Annotated in this window: 17 protein-coding genes and 1 pseudogene; 8 read left to right on the top strand and 10 right to left on the bottom strand. The window is 69.0% G+C overall.

Features of this window, described 5'->3' with window-relative positions; translation table 11 throughout:
- From ON38_RS07900 to ON38_RS07935, 8 genes are all read right to left on the bottom strand, one after another.
- Positions 1-1,161, bottom strand: coding sequence for an FAD-dependent monooxygenase (locus ON38_RS07900; RefSeq protein ID WP_039823632.1), 1,161 nt, complete (start codon positions 1,159-1,161; stop codon positions 1-3).
- A gap of 458 nt (positions 1,162-1,619) precedes the next feature.
- The gene (locus ON38_RS37425) at positions 1,620-3,620 is read right to left on the bottom strand and encodes a serine/threonine-protein kinase (RefSeq protein ID WP_245563960.1); all 2,001 of its coding nucleotides are present in this window, start codon (positions 3,618-3,620) and stop codon (positions 1,620-1,622) included.
- Between the two features lie 97 nt (positions 3,621-3,717).
- Entirely contained in the window at positions 3,718-3,978 is a 261-nt protein-coding gene (locus ON38_RS07910) for a hypothetical protein (protein WP_051164484.1), read from the bottom strand.
- 9 nt (positions 3,979-3,987) lie between these two features.
- A complete protein-coding gene (locus ON38_RS07915) occupies positions 3,988-5,298 on the bottom strand; it encodes a S8 family serine peptidase (RefSeq protein ID WP_039823604.1) in 1,311 nt (436 codons plus the stop codon).
- Positions 5,299-5,769: 471 nt separating this feature from the next.
- A complete protein-coding gene (locus tag ON38_RS07920; RefSeq protein WP_085995365.1) occupies positions 5,770-7,080 on the bottom strand; it encodes an AAA domain-containing protein in 1,311 nt (436 codons plus the stop codon).
- A complete protein-coding gene (locus ON38_RS07925) occupies positions 7,077-8,555 on the bottom strand; it encodes a hypothetical protein (protein ID WP_039823606.1) in 1,479 nt (492 codons plus the stop codon). The genes ON38_RS07920 and ON38_RS07925 overlap by 4 nt, the downstream gene beginning before the upstream one ends.
- Positions 8,552-9,649, bottom strand: coding sequence for a hypothetical protein (locus tag ON38_RS07930; RefSeq protein ID WP_039823607.1), 1,098 nt, complete (start codon positions 9,647-9,649; stop codon positions 8,552-8,554). Before ON38_RS07930 ends, ON38_RS07925 begins: the two co-directional genes overlap by 4 nt.
- Before the next feature lies 1 nt (position 9,650).
- On the bottom strand, positions 9,651-10,433 hold the full coding sequence (locus ON38_RS07935) for a hypothetical protein (protein ID WP_039823608.1): 783 nt from the start codon (positions 10,431-10,433) through the stop codon (positions 9,651-9,653).
- A gap of 128 nt (positions 10,434-10,561) precedes the next feature.
- Here ON38_RS07935 and ON38_RS07940 point away from each other — a divergent pair, with 128 nt between their 5' ends.
- Positions 10,562-11,731, top strand: a complete 1,170-nt coding sequence (locus ON38_RS07940; RefSeq protein ID WP_039823636.1) for an acyl-CoA dehydrogenase family protein — start codon at positions 10,562-10,564, stop codon at positions 11,729-11,731.
- A 343-nt stretch (positions 11,732-12,074) separates the two neighbouring features.
- Positions 12,075-12,956, top strand: a complete 882-nt coding sequence (locus ON38_RS07945) for a TIGR03621 family F420-dependent LLM class oxidoreductase (protein ID WP_039823610.1) — start codon at positions 12,075-12,077, stop codon at positions 12,954-12,956.
- Between the two features lie 211 nt (positions 12,957-13,167).
- Here ON38_RS07945 and ON38_RS36790 read toward each other — a convergent pair whose 3' ends face one another.
- Together ON38_RS36790 and ON38_RS07955 are read right to left on the bottom strand one after the other, a co-directional pair.
- Positions 13,168-13,407: a hypothetical protein gene (locus ON38_RS36790; RefSeq protein WP_039823611.1), complete on the bottom strand. Its 240-nt coding sequence runs from the start codon at positions 13,405-13,407 to the stop codon at positions 13,168-13,170.
- Positions 13,408-13,625: 218 nt separating this feature from the next.
- Entirely contained in the window at positions 13,626-14,501 is an 876-nt protein-coding gene (locus ON38_RS07955; RefSeq protein WP_039823612.1) for a helix-turn-helix domain-containing protein, read from the bottom strand.
- Between the two features lie 170 nt (positions 14,502-14,671).
- Here ON38_RS07955 and ON38_RS07960 point away from each other — a divergent pair, with 170 nt between their 5' ends.
- The 6 genes and pseudogenes from ON38_RS07960 to fxsT all read left to right on the top strand — a co-directional run bounded on the left by ON38_RS07960 (position 14,672) and on the right by fxsT (position 19,440).
- On the top strand, positions 14,672-14,971 hold the full coding sequence (locus tag ON38_RS07960) for a putative quinol monooxygenase (RefSeq protein ID WP_039823637.1): 300 nt from the start codon (positions 14,672-14,674) through the stop codon (positions 14,969-14,971).
- A gap of 210 nt (positions 14,972-15,181) precedes the next feature.
- A pseudogene (locus tag ON38_RS07965) lies at positions 15,182-15,583 on the top strand (alpha/beta fold hydrolase); the annotation flags it as partial.
- 218 nt (positions 15,584-15,801) lie between these two features.
- Positions 15,802-15,933 (top strand): hypothetical protein, encoded by a 132-nt coding sequence (locus tag ON38_RS37890; protein ID WP_281004601.1) that lies wholly within the window; start codon positions 15,802-15,804, stop codon positions 15,931-15,933.
- Between the two features lie 462 nt (positions 15,934-16,395).
- Entirely contained in the window at positions 16,396-16,833 is a 438-nt protein-coding gene (locus ON38_RS07970; RefSeq protein WP_157181696.1) for a hypothetical protein, read from the top strand.
- A 217-nt stretch (positions 16,834-17,050) separates the two neighbouring features.
- The gene (locus tag ON38_RS34015) at positions 17,051-17,512 is read left to right on the top strand and encodes a Het-E N-terminal domain-containing protein (protein ID WP_051164485.1); all 462 of its coding nucleotides are present in this window, start codon (positions 17,051-17,053) and stop codon (positions 17,510-17,512) included.
- Positions 17,513-17,604: 92 nt separating this feature from the next.
- On the top strand, positions 17,605-19,440 hold the full coding sequence (gene fxsT, locus ON38_RS07980; protein ID WP_083872396.1) for an FxSxx-COOH system tetratricopeptide repeat protein: 1,836 nt from the start codon (positions 17,605-17,607) through the stop codon (positions 19,438-19,440).
- The last annotated feature ends 6 nt before the right edge of the window (positions 19,441-19,446 follow it).

Here is a 19,446-nt window from a genome sequence, read left to right on the forward strand (position 1 = left end):
TCAGGCGGGCGGCGCCCAGGACAGCACCGGTCCCAGCGCGCGCAGGGCGGCGGCGTCCGGCAGCAGGCGCAGCACGGTGTCGCGCACCGGCGCCACTCCGGGCAGCGCGAGTTGCAGCGCGGCGCCCATCCGGTGCGACAGCCGGGCCAGCGGTTGTACCCGGGCGCGGCGGATCCGGTCGTATTCGCCGAGCGCACCGGCGATATCGGGCGTCCGGTCGAGCACGGCCGCCAAGGTAACCGCGTCCTCGACGGCCAGATTCGCGCCCTGGCCCAGGTTCGGGGTCATGGCGTGGGCCGCGTCGCCCAGCAACACCGCCCGTTCCCGCACATAGGTGTCCAGCGACGGCAATTCGTAGATATCGTGCCGCAGTATCGCCGCCGGATCGGCCGCCGCCAGCAGGGCCGGAATCGGATCGTGCCAGCTGCCGAATCGGCGGCGTAACTCGTCCAGTTCCCCGCCGGGATCACGCTGTCCGGCGGCAAGGTTCGCGGTGCCGAACATGTACACGCGGCCGTCGCGCAGCGGCGCGATACCGAAACGCTGCCCGCGACCCAGGGTCTCCCCGCCGGAAAGTACCGGCTCGGCCGGGGTGACGATGGTCCGCCAGGCCGTGTACCCGGCATACACCGGGCGCCGGGCCCGCGGCCACAACGTGGCGCGGAGCGTGCTGTTGATCCCGTCGGCACCGAGCACCAGATCGGCCTCGCTGGTTCCGCTGCTGTGCCGCACCCGGACACCGCGACCGGTGAACTCGACGCCCTGCACCGCACACCCGAATCGCAGGGAGCCGGGCCCGAGCACGGCGCGCAGAATGTCCGACAGCTGGTTGCGGTGGATCACCACCAGATCTCCGTAGCGGTCGCGGAGGGCGTCGATATCGGTGCGGGACAGCCAGCGGCCGCCGGTATCGCGCATCCCACCCTCGGTCGCCGCGAGCGATTGCCGGCGGATCGCGCCGCCGGCACCGATCACATCGAGACCACGCAGCCCGTTGGGCCACAGGCTCAGTCCCGAACCGGCCGGTTCCACCTCGACGGCCCGTTCCAGGACTTCGACCCGCCAGCCGCGCTGCCGTAACGCGATCGCGGCCGTGAGCCCCGCGACTCCCGCACCCACGACCACCGCCCGGCGCTCGGTGCCCACCGGTTCCGTGCTCATCACCACCTCCGTTTCGGAGCTCTGCTGTTCGCAACGATATTCGGCGCGTGCCGGCGGGGTCGTATCGACGGCTGCCGCGCGTTCGTTTCGTCGGTTGCTGCGTGTCTCGCTCGCGTTCCGCCGGTCCACCGGGCGCCGCGGCCACAGTGTGGCGCGGAGTGCGCACTTGCTTCTACCCGGCGCCGAGCATGAGGAAGTTGCTGTTCGTGAGGGCGGATGGAACGCAGGCGGTCGAGTCGGCATCCGTTCCGGCCCTCGAATGCCGACACAACCCACATGCGTCGAGTTTTACGAGACACCTCAAAGGGTTGAGGCCCGTCTCGCCGTTTCGGCCTCGAAGCGCATGCGGCGAAGCCGCGAGTCTCGAGGCCGAAACGGCGAGACACAAGGGGGCCTCAACCCCGCGGCGCCGAAGGCGCCGCCAAAAAACACAGCACTTCGGCGAGTGAGCCCACTTCCTACCTCGGCACCTGGGAAGACCCCGGTGGCGGGGAGATCGGTGCGGAGGTGGAGGCCGGGGCGGGGGTGACAAGGGGAGTCGCCGGGGAAGCGGTGGCGGGAACGTGGCCGGAGGATGTGGCGATCGCGCTGCCTCGGGGCCGCGGCTGCTCACTGGTCCCGCTGCTCGCGGCGGCGCTCGTCTCTTCGCCGGTGCCGGTGGTTTCCGGCGGGGTCGTCGTCGTGGTGGTCTCGCCGGTGGAGGGGGTGGTGGTCGGCGTGCCGGTTCCGGGGTCGGTGGTCGTGGTGGGGGAGGTCGGCGTGCCGGTCGGCTCGGTCGTGGTGGTGGTCGAAGGTGCGGCGACAGTCGTGGTCGGCAGCGGAGGTTCGGCAGGCGCGGGCGTTTCCTCGTCCACCGGCTCACTGGCGGGGGTGGTGGGTGTGTGCTCGGTGACAGTGGTCGCCGGTGCGGCCGGGGGCGCGGATGGAACCATCGGCGCCGTATGGGTTTCCGAAGGCCGCTCTTGTCCGGGAGGGCCCGGCGCCGGGGCGGGCGCGAGCTCGGCTGCCGGATCGCCCGGCGCGACCGTGGCCGGTACGCGCGACGGCATCGTGGGGACCGGTGCGTCGGTGACCGTGGTGGTGCCCTCCCGGGTCAGGGCCAGTGCCGACACACTCATGATCGCGGTCAGCAGTGCGGCTACCGCAGCCGCGGTCTTGGCACGGGTACGGGACCGCGTGGCGGGCGGGTGGTCGTTCGGCGTATCGAGGGCGAACGAGCGGCCGGCGAGCGGGGCGAGGCCGGGTGGGTCGTCGCCCGGTCGGAACCTGCCGGGTGGATTGTCGGCGGGTGAGAAGCCCGCAGGCGGGTTGTCGGCCAGGGAGAAGCTGCTGGGTGGGTTGTCGGCTGGGGAGAAGCTGCTGGGCGGGTTGTCGGCGGGTGAGAAGCCCGCGCCCGCGGGTGGGTTGTCGGCCGGAGAGAAGCTGCCGGGCGGGTTCTCGGCGGGCAAGAAGCCGGTGGGTGCGTCGTCGGCCGGCGTGATGACGGGCGTTCCGGTGTCCGGTCGTGCGAAGAGGTCGGATGTGTTGTCGATCGGTGGGTTGGGTGCGCGCGAATCGGTCACCGGAGGATCGCCGGGCTGCGGATCGTCGGCCGGCAGGTCGTTCTCCGGCGCGGTGCCGGCCGACTGTGTGCCCGTTACCGGCAGACCGGACGGGACCAGCGCCTGCCGCGCCGCCGCCGCCAACTCACCGGCCGACCCGTAGCGTTGGTCCGGATCCTTGGCCAGTCCGCGCGCGACCACCGCGTCGAAGGCGGACGGCAGACCGGCGGCCGAGGGCAGCGGCGGCCGTTCGGTGAGGTGTGCGGCGATCTGCCGTTCCACGCTCTCGCCGGTATACGGTTTCGTACCGGCCAGGCATTCGTAGAGAACGCAGGCCAGGGAGTACACATCCGAGCGCGCGTCGACCTCGTCCAGCGTGAGTCGTTCCGGCGCCATATAGGCGAGCGTGCCGATCATCGTGCCCGCGCGGGTGAGGGTGGTGTCCTGACTGCTGCGGGCGATCCCGAAATCGATGAGGTAGGCGAAACCCTCCGCCGTGATCAGGATGTTCGAGGGTTTCACGTCCCGGTGCACCACCCCGCCGGCGTGTGCGGCATCGAGGGCGGCGGCGATCTGGGTGACCACGGCGACGGCCTCGGCAGGGGGCAGCGATCCCTTGTCCGCGAGCAGCGACGCCAGGTTGGGGGCCTCCACCAGGCGCATCTCCAGGAACAGGCGGCCGTCGATCTCGCCGAAATCGTGGATCGGCACGATATGCGGTTCGTGTAACCGGGCCACCAGCTGGGCTTCCCGCTGGAAACGCCGGCGATACACGGTGTCCTGCGCGAATTCACGCGACAGCACCTTCACCGCCACCATGCGCTCGGTCCCGGTGTCGTAGGCGCGGTGTACTTCCCCCATGGCGCCCGCCCCCAGTGGATCGAGCAGTCGGTAGCGACCGAACTCTGTACCTTCCACACCTTCCACGAGCTACGGATATCACATCCGGTGACCGATCACAGCACCCCACCGGCGGGGATGAGGGTGGAATCACGCGCGGACGAGCGGTTTTCGGTCAGCGGCCGGGTTCGTCGCGCCCCATGGACCCGGCGTCGCCGAGCGGCTCTACGGGTGGGTCCGCGAACACCGTGGCCGCGCTACCGGTGGCCAGCCGGGCGGCCGCGCTCGCGGCCACCCGGAGCGCGAACCGGCCGGTATCCGGGTCGACCGCGATCAGACCGTATTCACGGTCGACTTCGTCCTCGGCCAATCCCAGCTCCCGCAGGGCGTCGGCCAGGCCCGACCCCGGGGGCAGTGAGACGGTCAGTAGCGGCATTCCCCCAGGCTACGCGCGGGCCGCCGCCTTCTGCAGCTCCGCCAGCAGGGCTTCGGGTTCGACGATGCCGTACCCGTAGTCGTAGTCGAATCCGGCGCCCGCCCGATCCCCCGCGGTGCTGCGCAACAGTTCCCGCAAGCGGGCCGGCGGTACCTCGGTCGCCGTCCATCGGGTGCGGAAGGCGGCCACCACTCCGGCGAGAACCGGGCAGGCGGCGGAGGTGCCGGTATCCGGCGCGTCGGCGCCGAAGGCAGTGGAACCGAGGAAATGGGTGTAGGCGCAGAGGTCGGGTTTGTGATCGGCGAGCCGGCCGGGACCCTGCGACGAGTACCCGACCCGCTGACCACCGGTGTCGATACCGCCGACCGACAGCACACCCGGATGCGAATTCGCTCCGGTGATGGGTCGATCGGGATAGGCGCAGCGTCCGTCGGGACAGTCACGTCCACAGTTTCCGGCGGCGAAGAGGATATCGGCGCCCGCCGCGTCCAGACCGGCGACGATGACGTTGAACGGGTGGTCGGGGTTGTCGGAGTAGTTGCCCGGGTCGCCGACCGGGAAATCCCACTGTGGTGCGAACGAACCCCAGCTGTTGCTGACCACCAGGGCCCGGCGGTCCGCCGGCTGCGCGGTCAGCACGGTCCGCAGATGGGCGAACGCGGCGAGCGCGTCGGAGAGCAGACCGTCCATCCGGCTGCCGCCGGAACGCGTGCTCTGCAGGAGCGGAATATCCAGGAACGTGGCCTGGGGTGCGGCGATGAGCGCGTCGAAGGCGCACATGGTGCCGTGGTCGACCGGGAATTCGCCGGCGGTGCCGCGGACCCCGGCCGGGTTCCAGCTCCGGGTGGGGTCGATCGCTATCGCGGCACCGGCGGCCCGCTGCACCGCCGCAGCATTGATCCCGGTGTCCAGCACGGCCACGGCCACGCCCGCACCCGTCAGTCCGGCGGCGGTGAGCTCGTCGCGGCCGAGCCGGGCGGCGACATCGGTCCAGGTGCCGACCGGGCCGGTATCACCACAGGTGAGTACCGGTTCGATCACCGGGTCGGCGAAAATTCCCGTCACGCCCGGCGCGCCCGCCACCGCGGCCCGGGCGGCCGGGTCGTCGTCGGGGATCTCACCGCGCACCACATATGAGCCGCCGCCCCCGCGCGTATCACTGGCCGTCGTGGCAGCGGGGACGGACACGGCGCCGTAGCCGGAGTCGACGGTGAAACCGGGGACCTCACCGGTGAGCGCGGTGGCGGAGATTCTCGACGCGGAATCCGTTGCGGCGGAGATCAGTTCAGGGGAGGGGCGGAGCTCGATGAGGACTCGCATCCCGCCATAGTGCCCCGGGAGCCGGTGGACGGCAATCGCTGCGCAACCGGATGCCGGCGACGAGGCGCGGGGGACCGGCTCCTTCCACGGGGCGGGTGCTGCCCGTGCCGACCACGGCTTCGCGGTGACATCGAGGCCATCGGCTCACCGGCCGGACTCCGGCGTGCGGATTCGGCACTCGAGGGCGGCGAGCATGCGGGCCGTCACCGTCACGGCTGTCCGGGCCACTGTTGCCGACCGGGTAACTCGGAAAACCACGCTGTGTGGCCTCCCCACCGGCGTGAAACCGCATCGGACGAGAACCGGTCGCCGGAGGCCGCGCGACACGTCGGCGACCGCACCCGTGGAATCGGTCACTGTCCTGGCAGACCGGCCCGTGTTGCTACCACGGCGATCGGGCCCGGCCGGGCAGTGGCCGCCGGATCGGCGAGGGCCTTCCGGTTCCACCGGTGCCGCGAGTCGCGGCCCTGCTCACCGGGCATGGACCGGCGCGGCGATGCGATGTTCGGCCAACCTGCCCAGCACCGCCTGATTGGCCTCCCAGCCGTCGGGAAACTTCACCGGCACCCCGAGGTAGACCGGTTCCGCGGAGGGGTGCGCGTCGAGGAGTTCCCCGATCCCGGCCCGGCCGACGACGATACAGGCGTGCCGGTGCCGTGAGGCCAGGACGCACAACCGCCCGGCCTCCAGGTGGAACGCGCCCGCGTCGCGGCGGCCGGACAGTGGATGCAGGATGACCGTGACGTCGTATTCGCGGCCCTGCAGCCGATTCGCGGTATCGACGGTGACCGTTTCCGCCACCGTTCCCGCCAGTGCGTCGCGTACCGCCTGGGCCTGGTCGCGGTGCGCGGTACCGACCGCGATACGGGTCGCGTCGATCCCGCGGCTGCCGTGTTCGGAATGCGCGACCCCGCCGCGTTCCAGCAGCCGGCAGGTGAGGTCGGCGATGGCCGCCACGGCTTCGCCGTCGGTGCGCAGTGTATGCCGCGCGGGAAGTTCGTAGTACGCCCAGCCGTGCGCGGCCGCTTCGTCCAGGACGTCGTCCACCGGGCCCCGCAGCCCGCGGGTGGTGAATTCGAGCCGGCGCTGTTCGGGCCGGGTCCCGGCGGCGAACGGCGCGAACGGGTAGAACGCCGAGGACACCACCGAGGCCGCCGAGGGCGGCAGCCGCCACGACACCGGCAGCGTGTGCACCGGGATACCGGCATTGTGATTGAGCATCACGGCCACCGCGCTCATGGTCGGATCCCAGGACAGACCCGCCCAGCGGTCACCGTCGACAGTGGCGAACGGGTCGAGCTGGCCGGGATCGCCGACGAACAGGCCGCGTTCGAACCGGTTGGCGATGCGCAGCAACATATCCGAGCGCATCTGGTAGGCCTCGTCGACGATCGCATACGACCAGCGGCCCTCGTCCAGGGTGGCCCATTTCGCGGCAGTGCCGATCACGATCGCGCATTTCTCCAGATCGGCGGGCCGGTTGGCCACCTCGACATTGTCGCGGTCGATCCGCGCGCTGCGGCGGTAGTCGCCGGCGGACAACCGCCCGATCAGCAGGCCGGGGTCGGCGGTGGCGAGCCGATCGATGAGGTCGTCGACCTGTTCGTTGGTCTGCGCCACGATCATCCGCTGTTCGTCGTCGGCCGCGGCCAGCTGCCGGGCCGCGCGCACCACCAGGGTGGATTTACCCGCGCCCGGCGGTGAATCCACCACCAGGGCACGATGGGCGGCATTGTCGAGGTCGGCGAGGATCCGGCCGACCACCTCGTCCGCGGTGCTCACGACCATTCCTCCGCGAGCTCGAGGGTGGGTTCTGGCGGCGGTCCGCCGTGGGTCCACGGGGTCTCCTCCCGGGGCGGGAGTTTGGCGGGCGGGCCGCCGAAACCGGTGGGGGAGAACCGGGCGAAACCGATCGCGTCGCCCTCTTCGGGGACGCTACCGGCGGCGGGGTTCTTGCCCTGCCCCATCCCACTGATCAGCTCCAGCTGGATCACATCCTCGTCCACCGCGACGACCTCGGCTTTCTGTGCGGGCCGGTCGATCCGGATCAGCGTTTCGCCGGGGCGGGCCCGGAAGGGGTCGGCGGTGTGGACCCACAGATACGGGCGCGGTACCTCGCGCGATTTCGGTTTCGCCCGCCGGTCGGGTTCGCAGGCGCTGACCGTGCCCTGGAAGGCTTCACCGACCAGCCGGTATTCGATGAGGACCCGGGGATCGTCGAAGGCGCGCTGGGCCTGGAAGGTGTCCAGCGCCTGTTCCTGTTTGAGCAGTCGCCGGGTGGCCGAGACCGCCGAATCGCGGCGGGCCTGCGGATACCCCTCCGGGATATCGGCCACGAACCAGGAGAACGCGGCGCGATCGTCGGTCCAGCGTTTGGCCACGCTCGCGCCTTCCGGCAGCGCGCGCAGCAGTTCCACGGCCCGCCACATCAGCTGCCAGGTCGGTTCCAGTTGCCCGCGCAATGCCTGCTCGAGCCGTTCGGTGGCCACGACTTTGGCCCATTCGTGCTGGGCGCCGTCGTAGGCGGCGATCAAGGGCGCCAGCTCTTCGTTGTCGAAGCCGGGGTCGGTGGCCGGGCCGGCGGGCGGATAGGCCAGCGGATCCTCGGCCAGGGCCGCGGCCTCCGGTCCCGTCATCCCGGCGGGCGGATCGATCCAGCCCAGCAGGGCGGCGAGATTACCGTCCTCGAGCGCGGACTGTCCGGAGGCCCAGTGCGTGGTGAGTACGGAGGTCATCGCCAGGCACACACTCGAGCCCGGGAAATCGGAGCGGTCACCGAACCAGGTGAGCCAGCGGCCCAGCAGGGGAAGCGATTCCGGGACCGCGTTGTCGCCCTCGGTGCGATGGAACCGCACCGACCGGCCCAGCAGGCGCAGAAATTCGGCGCCGCCGGGATTGGGCACCAGCAGCTGCGGCGCGTCCAGGTAGCGCAGGTAGGCCTCGCCGGTCGATTTCACCGTCAGTTCCTCGGCGTCCTCACAGAACGACGAGATATAGGGCAGCACCCGGTCGGCGAAGTGTTCGATGAATCGCAGGCGCAGCACCCGGTCGCGCGGCTGGGCCACGATCAGTACGGTCGCGTCGTGCGGGGAGGAGCCGAGTGCGACCGCCAGCGGTGCCGCGGCCTCACCGGCCAGCCGCAGCGGCACCAGCACGAGAGGACGATCCGAGAGGTGGTAGTGCCGCCGGTCGGCGATGGGCTCGGCGCGGCCGCTACGGGCCGCGGTCACTTTCGCCAGCGCGCTGAGCACGCTCATCGGGCGACCTCCAGGCGCAGTGCTCGCGCCCGGCGCAGCATTTCCGCGATATCGGCGTGTTCGGGACCGGGATCGAGGGTGCCCTCGGCCAGGGCGAGCACCGTATCGAGGTTGTCGATACCGCCGAGGTCGTCGCACACCCCGCGCCCGAGGGTGTCCACCGACCCCTGGGTCCGGGCCTCGGAGCGGCAGGCGAAGGCCAGTTCACAGCTGGACATGCATTCCGGGGCGTAGCGTGACGGTATCGCCGCGACGGTGCCGGGCAGCCCGTCACCCGGTGTGAACGAGGCGCCGGGCGGGACCAGATCCAGCAGGGTGTCGATCGAGGTGAGCCGGGACAGCTGGCGCCCGATCACCGCGAGCTGTTTGCGCAGATCCACCAGGGCGGCGGTCGGACGGTTGGTGAAATCCCGGGCGCACACCAGGATCGAGTTGTGCGCGACCAGTTCCGGGGACTGCCCCAGTTCGCGCAGCAGCTCCCGCATGGCCAGGACGTAGACCGCCGACTGCCGGGCCGCCGAGGCGACCTGCGCGGGATCGGCCTGCCCGTCCACGACGGCGAACGATTTGATCTCCACCACGTGGAACAGGCCACCGATCTGCAGGGCCACCACATCCGGTTCCAGGTAGGCGGTGGCGCCGGCGATCTCCAAGCGCAGCATCGGATGGTCGAACAGGGTGCCCTGGCCCGAGCTCAGCGCCTGACCCAGGAGCTGTTTGGTGCGCTGGTAGCGCACCGAATTGCTCGCGTTGTCGCCGACGGTCTCCAGATCGTGGTATCCGACCTCCGGGATGGTCAGCCCCAGTTCTTCCCTGAGCAGCCGCAGCAGTTCGGCACAGCCGTGTGCCTTCACCATGGCCTCGAAGCTGTTGCCGCGGGTGATCGCGAACGGTGACTGACCGAATTTCGGCGGGAAGCCGAGTTCCCGGGCGATCACGGTCTTGTCCACCGCGGCGGCGTCCAGTAACGCCCGGCGCGCGCAGCCCGGATTGGCGGTGAGCGCGGCGATGGTCCGGGCATTGTGCCGGGTGGCCGGGGCGTCGCCGCGCAATTCGTCGAGCCGGTTGGTCAGTGTCTTTTCCGCTAGCGTCATCTCAGGCCTCGTTCCGTCGCCGGTCGGCTACCGCGAGCCGAACGCCGAACAATTGCGCCGCGGGATCCGCCAGTTGCCGCACCGCCCGCTCCGCGGCGTCGGCCCGCTGCTGTGTGTCGTCGTCTCTGTGCACCTCTAGTTCGCGTTCCGCGGCCGCGCGCACGGCCTCCGGGTCGATGTTCTTCCCGTCGGTCGCGCCGGGGATGGACACCGCCAGCTGCCACAGCACGCGTTGCCCGGCCGGTGTACATCCGTGGTCGGTCATGTGCCGGGCCAACCGGATGGCTCCGGTGAGCAGGTCCACCCGCGGACTCAACGGCCCGACCATACGCTGCGCCGACGGCCAGGTGCTCACGGCCAGCAGGCCGCGGGCCGGGGCCAGCAGGTCGGTGGTCATGGCGGCGCAGATGTAGTACGGACGAGCGTAGGGCGCCGCCCGGAAGGAGCGCTCCTCGTCGCGGCGCAGGCTGGTGAGCCGGGCCGGTACGAGTTCGCCGGAGAAGAACGCGTCGTGCACGGCGAGAACCAGTTTCGGGGCGGCGGGGACGGAGAGCAGGGTGAGCGCGCGGTGTACATGCTCACGGACCGGTACCGCCGCGGCGGGCTGCCGGGCCGGTGCGGGTTGTTCCGGTGTCCCGAGAACAGCGGCGTCCCATTCCATTTCGGCGGCGCGTAGTTCGGCGCGCAACCGGCGGGCCGCGGTCCGGTCGCCGGATCCGGCGGCCCGGCGGACTTGCGCGCGTAACTCGGCTATGCGCGCTTCGAGCGCCTCGGCGGTGGGCATGGGGTGAAATGTAGGGGGCAATTCCAGGGAAGTCCAGTGAATGCCAGTATTTGCCGGTATGTGTTGCCGCGCGGACGGGTTCTCCGGGAACCCTGCGACATACTTTTGGGTATGTTAGCGTGGCGAATATGGTTGCGGCGGGGTCGAATTGCGCATTCGGAATCGATCAGAACTTTGTCGACGCACTGGCCGCGCGGGCGCGGGCGGCCGAGGAGTCGCGCAGACTGCCCGACGAGACGATCGCCGACGCGGCGGCCTCGGGATTTCTCGGCGCGCTGGTGCCGAAACGGTTCGGTGGCCGGGAGGAGAAGTTTCCCGCTGTTCTCGACCCGATCCGCCGCATGGCCCACGGATGTGTGTCCAGCGCCTGGACACTGGGCTTCTACGCACTGCACAACTGGCTGCTCGCCCTCTTTCCCGAAACCGCCCAGCAGGAGGGATACGGTCGCGGGCCCTTCCTGTGCCCCGCGCCGCTGGCGCCGACCGGCCGGGGCCTCCCGGCCGACGGCGGGGTGCTGTTGTCGGGCCGCTGGTCCTGGGCCACCGGAGTGATGAGCGGGAACTGGATCATGGTGGGCGCACTCTGTGGCCCCACCGATGAGCTCTATCTCGCCCTCGCACTGCTGCCCGCCGACGGTGTGGTGATCGAGGACGTCTGGCACACCGAGGGGATGCGCGCGACCGGGTCCAACGACGTGGTCGTCGAGAATGTGCTGGTGCCCGAACACCGCCTGGTGCGGGTCCTCGACATCTACGGCGGAAACACCCCCGGCGCCCGGGTTCACGACGCCACCACCTACCGGTGGCCCCTGGTGCCGGCACTGTCGCTGGCGGCATCCATGCCGGCTCTCGGCGCCGCCGAACGGGCCACCGAGCTATTCACCGACCGGCTCGAGGGCCGTATCCTCTACGAGGGTGGCACCCGCCAGCGCGACAAACCCATGGCCCAGGCCCATCTCGGGCAGGCGCGGGTCCGGTTGCGGGCGTTGCACGGCCTACTCGCCGCCACGGTGGCCGAGATCGAGGCACTGCTCGATGCCGGGACACCGGTGCCGGTACCGGTCCGGGCCGAGGCCCGGCTGGCCGCCGCGCATATCGTGCGCGAGTCCCGGTCCGTCATCGCCGACCTCCTGTACGCCTCCGGCGCGAGTGTGCATTTCAGCGATCATCCGATGCAGCGACTGAAACGTGATGTCGACGTGCTGAGCGGGCATGTGGTCTTCGACTACGACACCGCCCGCGAACTCGCCGGAGCGACCGCGATCGGGCTGAAGGTCCCGCGCGCCGCCATGGTCTGACCGGGGCCCCGGTTGCAATCGCCGAGAAAACAACGGATATGGAAACGACGCAGCTCAGCGTCGGCGGTCGCCTCCCGGACCGAGCAGCGCGGTCAGATCGCGCATCGCCTGCGGCGACGGTTTGAAGTAGCGGCGCAGGTTCTCGGCCTTGCGATGCCGGGATTTCGCCATCGGTTCCAGCAGGCCGGCTCCGGATTCCCCGAGGTGGATCAGGCCGCAGTGCCGGAGTTCGTGCAGATCCCAGCCCGTTCCGGGGTATGCGGCTATGGGCGGACACCACGCCCGCCATATGTCCGGCGCGGGGCCGTCGGTACATCGCCTGGACCGGGGGTAAGCAGGAGGGGTGATCTCATCGAAGGAATTCCGCTTCGGCGTCAACATGGTGGTGCCACACGCACGGGACGAATGGGTAGGCAAATGCCGCCGGGCCGAGGAACTCGGTTACGACGTGATCGGTGTGGCGGATCATCTCGGCACCGCGCCACCGTTCCCCGCGCTCGTCCTGGCGGCCGAGAACACCCGGCGGGTGCGGTTGAACACGTTCGTGCTGAACGCCGCGTTCTACAACCCCACGCTGCTGGCCCGGGAGGTCGCCGGGACCGATTTGTTCGTGGCGGGCCGGCTGGAGCTCGGACTCGGCGCCGGCTATGTGCGCGAGGAGTTCGATACCGCCGGCATTCCGTTCGGGTCCGGTGGTTCGCGCGTCACCCATCTCGAGCGGACCGTGCGGACACTGCGCCGACTGTTCGATGACCCGGAGTACCTGCCCCGACCGGCGCAGGCAGGTGGGCCGCCGCTGCTGATCGCCGGCTGGGGGGATCGGATGCTGAGCCTGGCGGCGCGCTACGCCGCGGTGGTGGCGTTCACCGGCGCCGCGACCACCGCGGCGGGACCTTTGCGGCTGGCCGGGCCGGCCGAAATCGAGGAGCGGGTGGCGTTCGTGCGGGATGCGCTGGGCGATCGGGCGCCGGAGGTGGACCTCAATATCCTGGTTCAAGCCGTGGTGCCCGAGGCCGATCGCGCGCGGTTCCTGGAAGAGCACGGTTCGGCGGTGGCTCCGGAAGTGCTGGACGCGGTGGACGAGCTGCCCACGGTGTTGCTGGGTTCTCCGCGCGGCATCGCCAAGCGACTCCGGGCGAACCGCGAGCGATTCGGGTTCAACTACATCACCGTGCTGGAATCGGATCTGGAGACCTTCGCGCCGGTTATCGCCGAACTGCGGTGAGCCCCGGTTGACGCCGGGGTAGCGCGTTCGGCGGTGGGTTGTCTGGATGGTCCGGATTCGTGCGCCGTCTCCCACAGCCGCCGGGAGTGTTGCCTGCCGCGCGGTCGACAACACCGCTTCGGCCGGCATCGACGCATCGCTGAACAACGCACTCCCCTGCCCCGCCCGCCGATGATGACTACACCAGGCCCGGCGGTCGGGGGCTCGTTCATCAATTGATCGGTTGATGGACATATCCGTAGCGCCCCAAGATCGGCGCGGCGCTGGAAGCACTGTGGGGCAGCGCAGCGGTGAACACCTGGAACGCGCGCCGCGCCGCGGTCGGCAAAAGGCTGAGCTGGTGCGCCGAGCGGGGCTGGACCGCACCGACGCTCCCTGCCTCGGCCGGACGGTCGACACCACCGGACTCCCAGACCCCGGTCCGCTCCCGCACCGCGATCGACCGGCTCATCGCCCGCCGTAGGTTTGGTCGTGAGTCTCGGCATCACCTTGGTCGCGAATCCCAGCACCGCTCGATTTGGTGTTCGTGAATCTCGGCAACACCCCGGTCGGACGACCGGTACGGAACCTCGGCGCCTGACCGGCTGTCGTTCGGTACCTGCCATGAGACCGCCACGCTGCCAGACTGTCAGCGCCCTGTGATTGATCCCCGCCGACCGCCAGCGGTGGTCAGGAAGTGGTTTCGGCGAGATGGTCGGCTAACTCAGGAGCCGACGCGGTCAGCGCCGCCAGCAGCTGTAGGTTGGCGGCGGTATCGGATCCGGTGGGGGCGCTGTAGATCATCATGGTCATGTCCGGGTCGTCGGACGCGCGCATGGCGACATAGTCGAGGGCGAGCTCCCCGATCCGAGGGTGGCGGAACCGCTTGCGGCCACGGGTCTTGGCGTGAACGTAATGGTCTGCCCACAGGCGTCGAAAGTCGCTGCTGGCCAGGGAGAGCTCACCAACGAGGTGTGCCAGTTGCGGATCGTCGGGGTGGCGGCCGGCGTCGTAGCGCAGATTGGCAACGGTGTCGCGTGCCTTGGTCTCCCAGTCGGGGTAGAGGTCTCGCGACGCTTCGTCCAGAAACACCAGGCGAGCCATGTTGCGTTCTGCAGAGGGAAGTGCGGGGAAGTCGGCGATGAGTAGTCGAGCCAGTTCGTTCCAGGCGAGGATATCCAGGCGCCGGCCGATGATGTAGGCGGGAACCGCGGCGAGGGCCTCGAGGGCTTGTCTCATTTCGGGCCCAACCTGCTGGGGTCGGCTCGGGCGTTTGCGGGGCGCGGCTGGTTTGGCGAGGTTGTGCAGGTGCACGCGTTCGTCAGCGTCGAGTTGTAAGGCGCGGGCCACAGCGTCGTCGAGCACGTCTGGGGAGATATTTCGGGCACGGCCCTGCTCGAGACGTGTGTAGTAGTCGACGCTGACGCCGGCCAGCAGAGCCGGTTCCTCGCGGCGCAGTCCGGGCACTCGGCGCTGGCCCCCGAAGTCAACGGCACCGGCGTCGTCAGGTCGCAGACGGGCGCGGCGGGTCTTGAGGAATTCGCTGAGCTGTCGGACACGATCCACGTTCTCCAGTGTCCATCACGCCTGGTCTGATCTGCCTGGTCCTGCCAGACCCAGGCAAGGTCGACCCCGGTTGAGTAGAGCACTGGGTGGAACCGTTGCTCGCCGACACGATGGACAGCGTTCGCTCAGCGGACACGACAACCACCGCACCGACGCATGAGGAGATACCCATGTCGAACACCCTGTCCATCATCGCCGGTTTCGTCGCCAAGCCGGGACAGGAGCAGCGGCTGCGTGAGGAGTTGATCGCGATGATCGCCCCCTCGTTAGCTGAGGAGGGGTGCCTGGGGTACCACCCGTATACCGACCCCACCCGCGCGGATCGGATGATCATCGTGGAGGAGTGGACCGACACTGAGGCGTTGGACCACCACTTCAACCTGCCGCACTTCAAGCAGGTGGCCGCCGCGCTGGACGAGATCCTTGCCGAACCGTTCACCCTGCGTCGCCTGACCGACGTCCCTGCCTGAATTCACGCGCACTTGCCGAGGACGTACTCTCGCGCTCATTTCGACCGGGTCGCCTCACGGTTGGCCCGTACGCAGCCCGACAAAGTGGATCGGCCAGGTACGAACCTGGCACCGCGCGGTCAGGTGGATCACCCGACCCGCTGCAGTAGCCGGCCGCTGATCCAAACCGACTTCGGCGCGGTAGCTCGGTGCCCGATACTGTTGCCGGTTGTGGCTGCTGCCGAAGCACGGCAACGGTTTCCCGAGATCGAGCCCTACGAGTCGGGCCTGCTCGACATCGGTGACGGCAATCAGATCTACTGGGAAACCAGCGGAAGTCCCGAAGGCCGGCCTGTGCTGGTGGTACACGTCGGGCCCGGCGGTGGAGGTCGGCGCGGCGCGCGAAGGAGCTTCGATCCAGACGCCTTCCGGATCGTGTTGTTCGATCAGCGAGGGTGCGGGCAGAGCCTGCCGCACTCTTCGGATCCGTCGGTCGATATGGCCCACAACACCACCGAGCACCTCCTTGCCGATATGGAACTGCTCCGCGAGGATCTCGGCATCGACAGGTGGCTGTTGTACGGTCGTTCGTGGGGATCGACCCTGATTCTCGCCTACGCGCAAACGCTACCCCGGCCGTGGGACCTCGCGAGCAGGTACGGACTGTGTCTGTACTCGACCGATGCGTGGTCGTCCATGCGGCTCATTCGAGTGATCAGCTCAGGGCCGGTGTAATCCGAATCCTGATCCGGTCGGGGGACGCCCAGGTCGCCGGCCACCGAATCATGTTGCGTGCGAGCCTCTTGTCGTACCTGCCTGTCAGAGTGCTCGCCATGGAGTAGAAACCGTGGTTGTCACGCTGGAGCGAGGAGTGGGTGCGCAGCGCGGACCCCAGCGAGCTGGATGCGCAGGTGATGCACGATCGCTGGCTCGGATTTGCTCCGGCGACGTCGGATGCGGTCGCCGCGGCCGAGGCGCGATAGGTTCCATCAGCGGGCGCGTGTATCCGGCGGTGACCAACCGAAAGACAGCCCGACCGCCGCAGCTGTGTTCATCAATTGGTGCGTTTGTGAACACTTGCTGGCGTTTTAATCGCTGGTCAACGATGAATTAGGCCGATGGCTCGTCCATCAAGACCCTTTCATGGACACCGCTTGTGGGCGGTGTTCGGGCCAGCAGCCCCATCGAGAAGCCGGTGGCCGTCTTCAGGTCCGCGAGCAGGCTGCCGACCTCGACCGAGCCGACACCGGTGCTATAGGCCACCAGCCGGCCCCGCGGCAATGCCGTTGCTTGACATCGCAAGCGGCAGAATCTATTACAACGGCATTGGGCAGGACGCAGGTAAAGGATGGCAACGAATGACCGGGCTACGATGTTGAGCGAGTTGGGAATGGAGCCTGAACCCGTGTCGATAGCGTGTAAGGCCTGAACTACGAGAGGACACCATGCACGCTCCTGCCTTTGTTTCTATCCTCGCTACCGGCGTCGTCGGTAGCGCGCTGCTGTTTCAGGCCGCGCCGGCCTCAGCCGAGTCGCACACCGGTATGCCGACGCTGTCTGCACAGTTCGATGGCGGCCTGTGCGCGACGACCATCAACGCCAAGGCCAACATCTTCGATGACAGCGACCAGGTATCCATCGGCTACCAGACCAACGACATCGCTGGCACCGGCAGCGCCGGATGCGGGTCGTCGCTGGTCGCGGTCGTCAACTGGCGCAATCTGAACAGCGGTGGGGTTGGTAGCGTGTCCCGGCACATGTTCCACAACGAGACCAACTCGATATCCTTCGCCCCCGGCCCCGGACGGATCGCGATCGAGCTGACCACGCTCAGTACCCATTTCCCCGACGCTTCCCGTCTCGAGGTCGTCATGCACGGCTGATCGCTGCCGTTTGGCGCTGTGGGGCGGGACTATCTCGGTTATCAGCGCTGGTCAGCGATCATCGTGGCCGCATGTCCATCCATAAAATACCCTTTTCCTGGACACTGCCGAGGGTGCGTCGCATGGTGATGGGTTGCCAAGGCCGCGCCGCGGTGGTCGCACGGCGTTGTGCTGGTTTAGCGGTGTCCGGTGGTGGTGTGGATGGGATGATCGCGGGATGGATCCTGTGACGGCAGTGGTGGTTTCGGCGATCGCGGCGGGTGCGGCGGCGGGGGTGAGTGATACCGCGGCGCAGGTGGTGAAGGACGCCTACCTCGGGTTGAAGGACCTGATTGCGCGCAAGTACCGCGGGGTGGATGTGTCGGGAGTGGAGCGCAAACCGGAGTCGGAGTCGAAGCAGGCGTCGCTGGCCGAGGACCTCGACGATGCCGGCGCGGCCGGTGATGCCGAGTTGGGGGCAGCGGCGGTCGCGGTCCTGCAGGCGGTGCAGCAGCATCACCCACAGGTCGTGGGCGCGGAGGTGTCCGGTCTTGTGGCCGCGGTGCTGGAGATCTCCGATATCGCTTCCACTGGTGATGGTGTGCGGGTGAGCGGCAGTGAGATCGCGGGGGCGGTGAAGATCAGCGGGTTGCGCGCGGGTTTTCCGGAGGCGCCGGACCCCGGTACGGCGCGGCCCTGACACCCGGTCCCCCCGCGCCTTCCGCCCCGGCCCCCGCCGGCGGCGCAACGATCTCTCTGACCGGGAACCAGTTCCACGGCGATGTCACCTTCATGGATCTGGGAGATCGGTCTCGGCCGGTGGTGCAGCTGCCGGAGGAGGCGTGGCAGCCGATCGCCGAGGTCGACGCCCCGCCCGGGTTGGACAACCTGCCCGTGAAGCCGGGCACCAGGTTTGTCGGCCGTGCACGCGAACTCGACCGCCTCGATGCCGTGTTGTCGGTTCCGGGCCAGGTGGTGGTGCAGGCGGTGCACGGCCTGGGCGGGATCGGCAAGACCACCCTGGTCGCGCACTGGGCCGCGACCCGTAACCACGGTCACAGTCCGGTGCGGTGGATCACCGTCGATACCGCCGCCGGTGTCGAGCAGGGGTTGGCGAAATTCGCTGCCGCACTGCAACCCGCCCTGGCACAAGCGCTGGAGGTCGAACAGCTGGCCGACCGCGCCCTGCAGTGGCTGGCCACTCACTCCGGGTGGTTGCTGATCCTCGACAACGTCGCCGACCCCGCCGATATCGCCGAGGTCCTGGCCCGCGCCGGGAACGGCCGCATCGTGATCACCAGTCGTCTGGCCTCGGGGTGGCAGCAGGCCACCACGGTGGTGCGGCTGGATGTGCTCGATGCGCAGGAGGCGCTGGCTCTGCTCACCGGCATCCTCACCGCGGCCGGCCCCCGCGATTGCGAGGGTGCGGCCGAGTTGTGTGCCGAGCTGGGGTTCCTGCCTCTGGCCATCGAACAGGCCGGTGCGTACATGGCGCAGAACCCACTCACCACACCACGGACATACCTGCAACTGCTCGCCGAATACCCGGCCGCTATGTACAGCCAAACCGCGGTCGGCGCTGATGCCGAGCGCGCCGTCGCCCGGATCTGGCGCGTGAACCTCGACCGCATCACCGCCGCCGAGCCGGCGGCCGCTGACCTACTCCGCATCCTGGCCTGGTACGGCCCGAACGCCATTCCCCTCACACTCTGTCGAAGCTTGGCCGACCCACCCACTTTCGACAGGGCACTCGGTGTGCTCACCGCCTACAGCATGATCACCCCGGACCCGGCCACCACCACGGTATCGATCCACCGGCTCGTCCAAGCGGTAGCCCGCACCCCCGACCCCAGCGATCCCCACCGCAGTGCCGAAAAGATCGAACACGCTCGCACCCGCGCCGCCGATCTCCTGGATGATGCGCTACCCGACTGGGAAAACCCTGCCAACTGGCCTGTTTGGCAGAACCTGCTTCCCCATATCGAAGCGCTCGCCGCTCACACCCGCCAGGACACCGCGACCATATCGCATCTCCTCTCCGGCACCGCCCTCTACATCCTTAGCGGAGACCAGGCTCTGAACACACTCGCCGTCACGTATTTGCACCGAGCAATCGCCCACCACGAACGGGTCCTAGGCCCCGACCACCCCGACACCCTGACAGCCCGCCACAACCTCGCCTACGCCTATAGCTCTGCCGGCCGCACCGCCGAAGCGATCCCGCTGTTCGAGAGAACCCTCACCGATTCCGAACGAATCCTCGGCTCCGACCACCCCGACACCCTGACATCCCGAAACAACCTCGCCGACGCCTACAGATCTGCCGGCCGCGCCGCCGAAGCGATCTCGCTGTTCGAGAGAACCCTCACCGATTCCGAACGGCTCCTGGGCCCCGACCACCCCAGCACCCTGAACTCTCGCAGCAACCTCGCCTACGCCTATGACGCTGCCGGCCGCACCACAGAAGCAGTCCCGCTCTACGAGCAGACCCTCACCGACTGCGAACGAATCCTCGGTCCCGACCACCCCAGCACCCTGAGATCCCGAAACAACCTCGCCTACGCCTATAACTCTGCCGGCCGCACCACCGAAGCAGTCCCGCTCTACGAGCAGACCCTCACCGACTGACGAACG

The organism is Nocardia testacea NBRC 100365, from assembly GCF_000308775.1.
Lineage (GTDB): Bacteria > Actinomycetota > Actinomycetes > Mycobacteriales > Mycobacteriaceae > Nocardia > Nocardia testacea.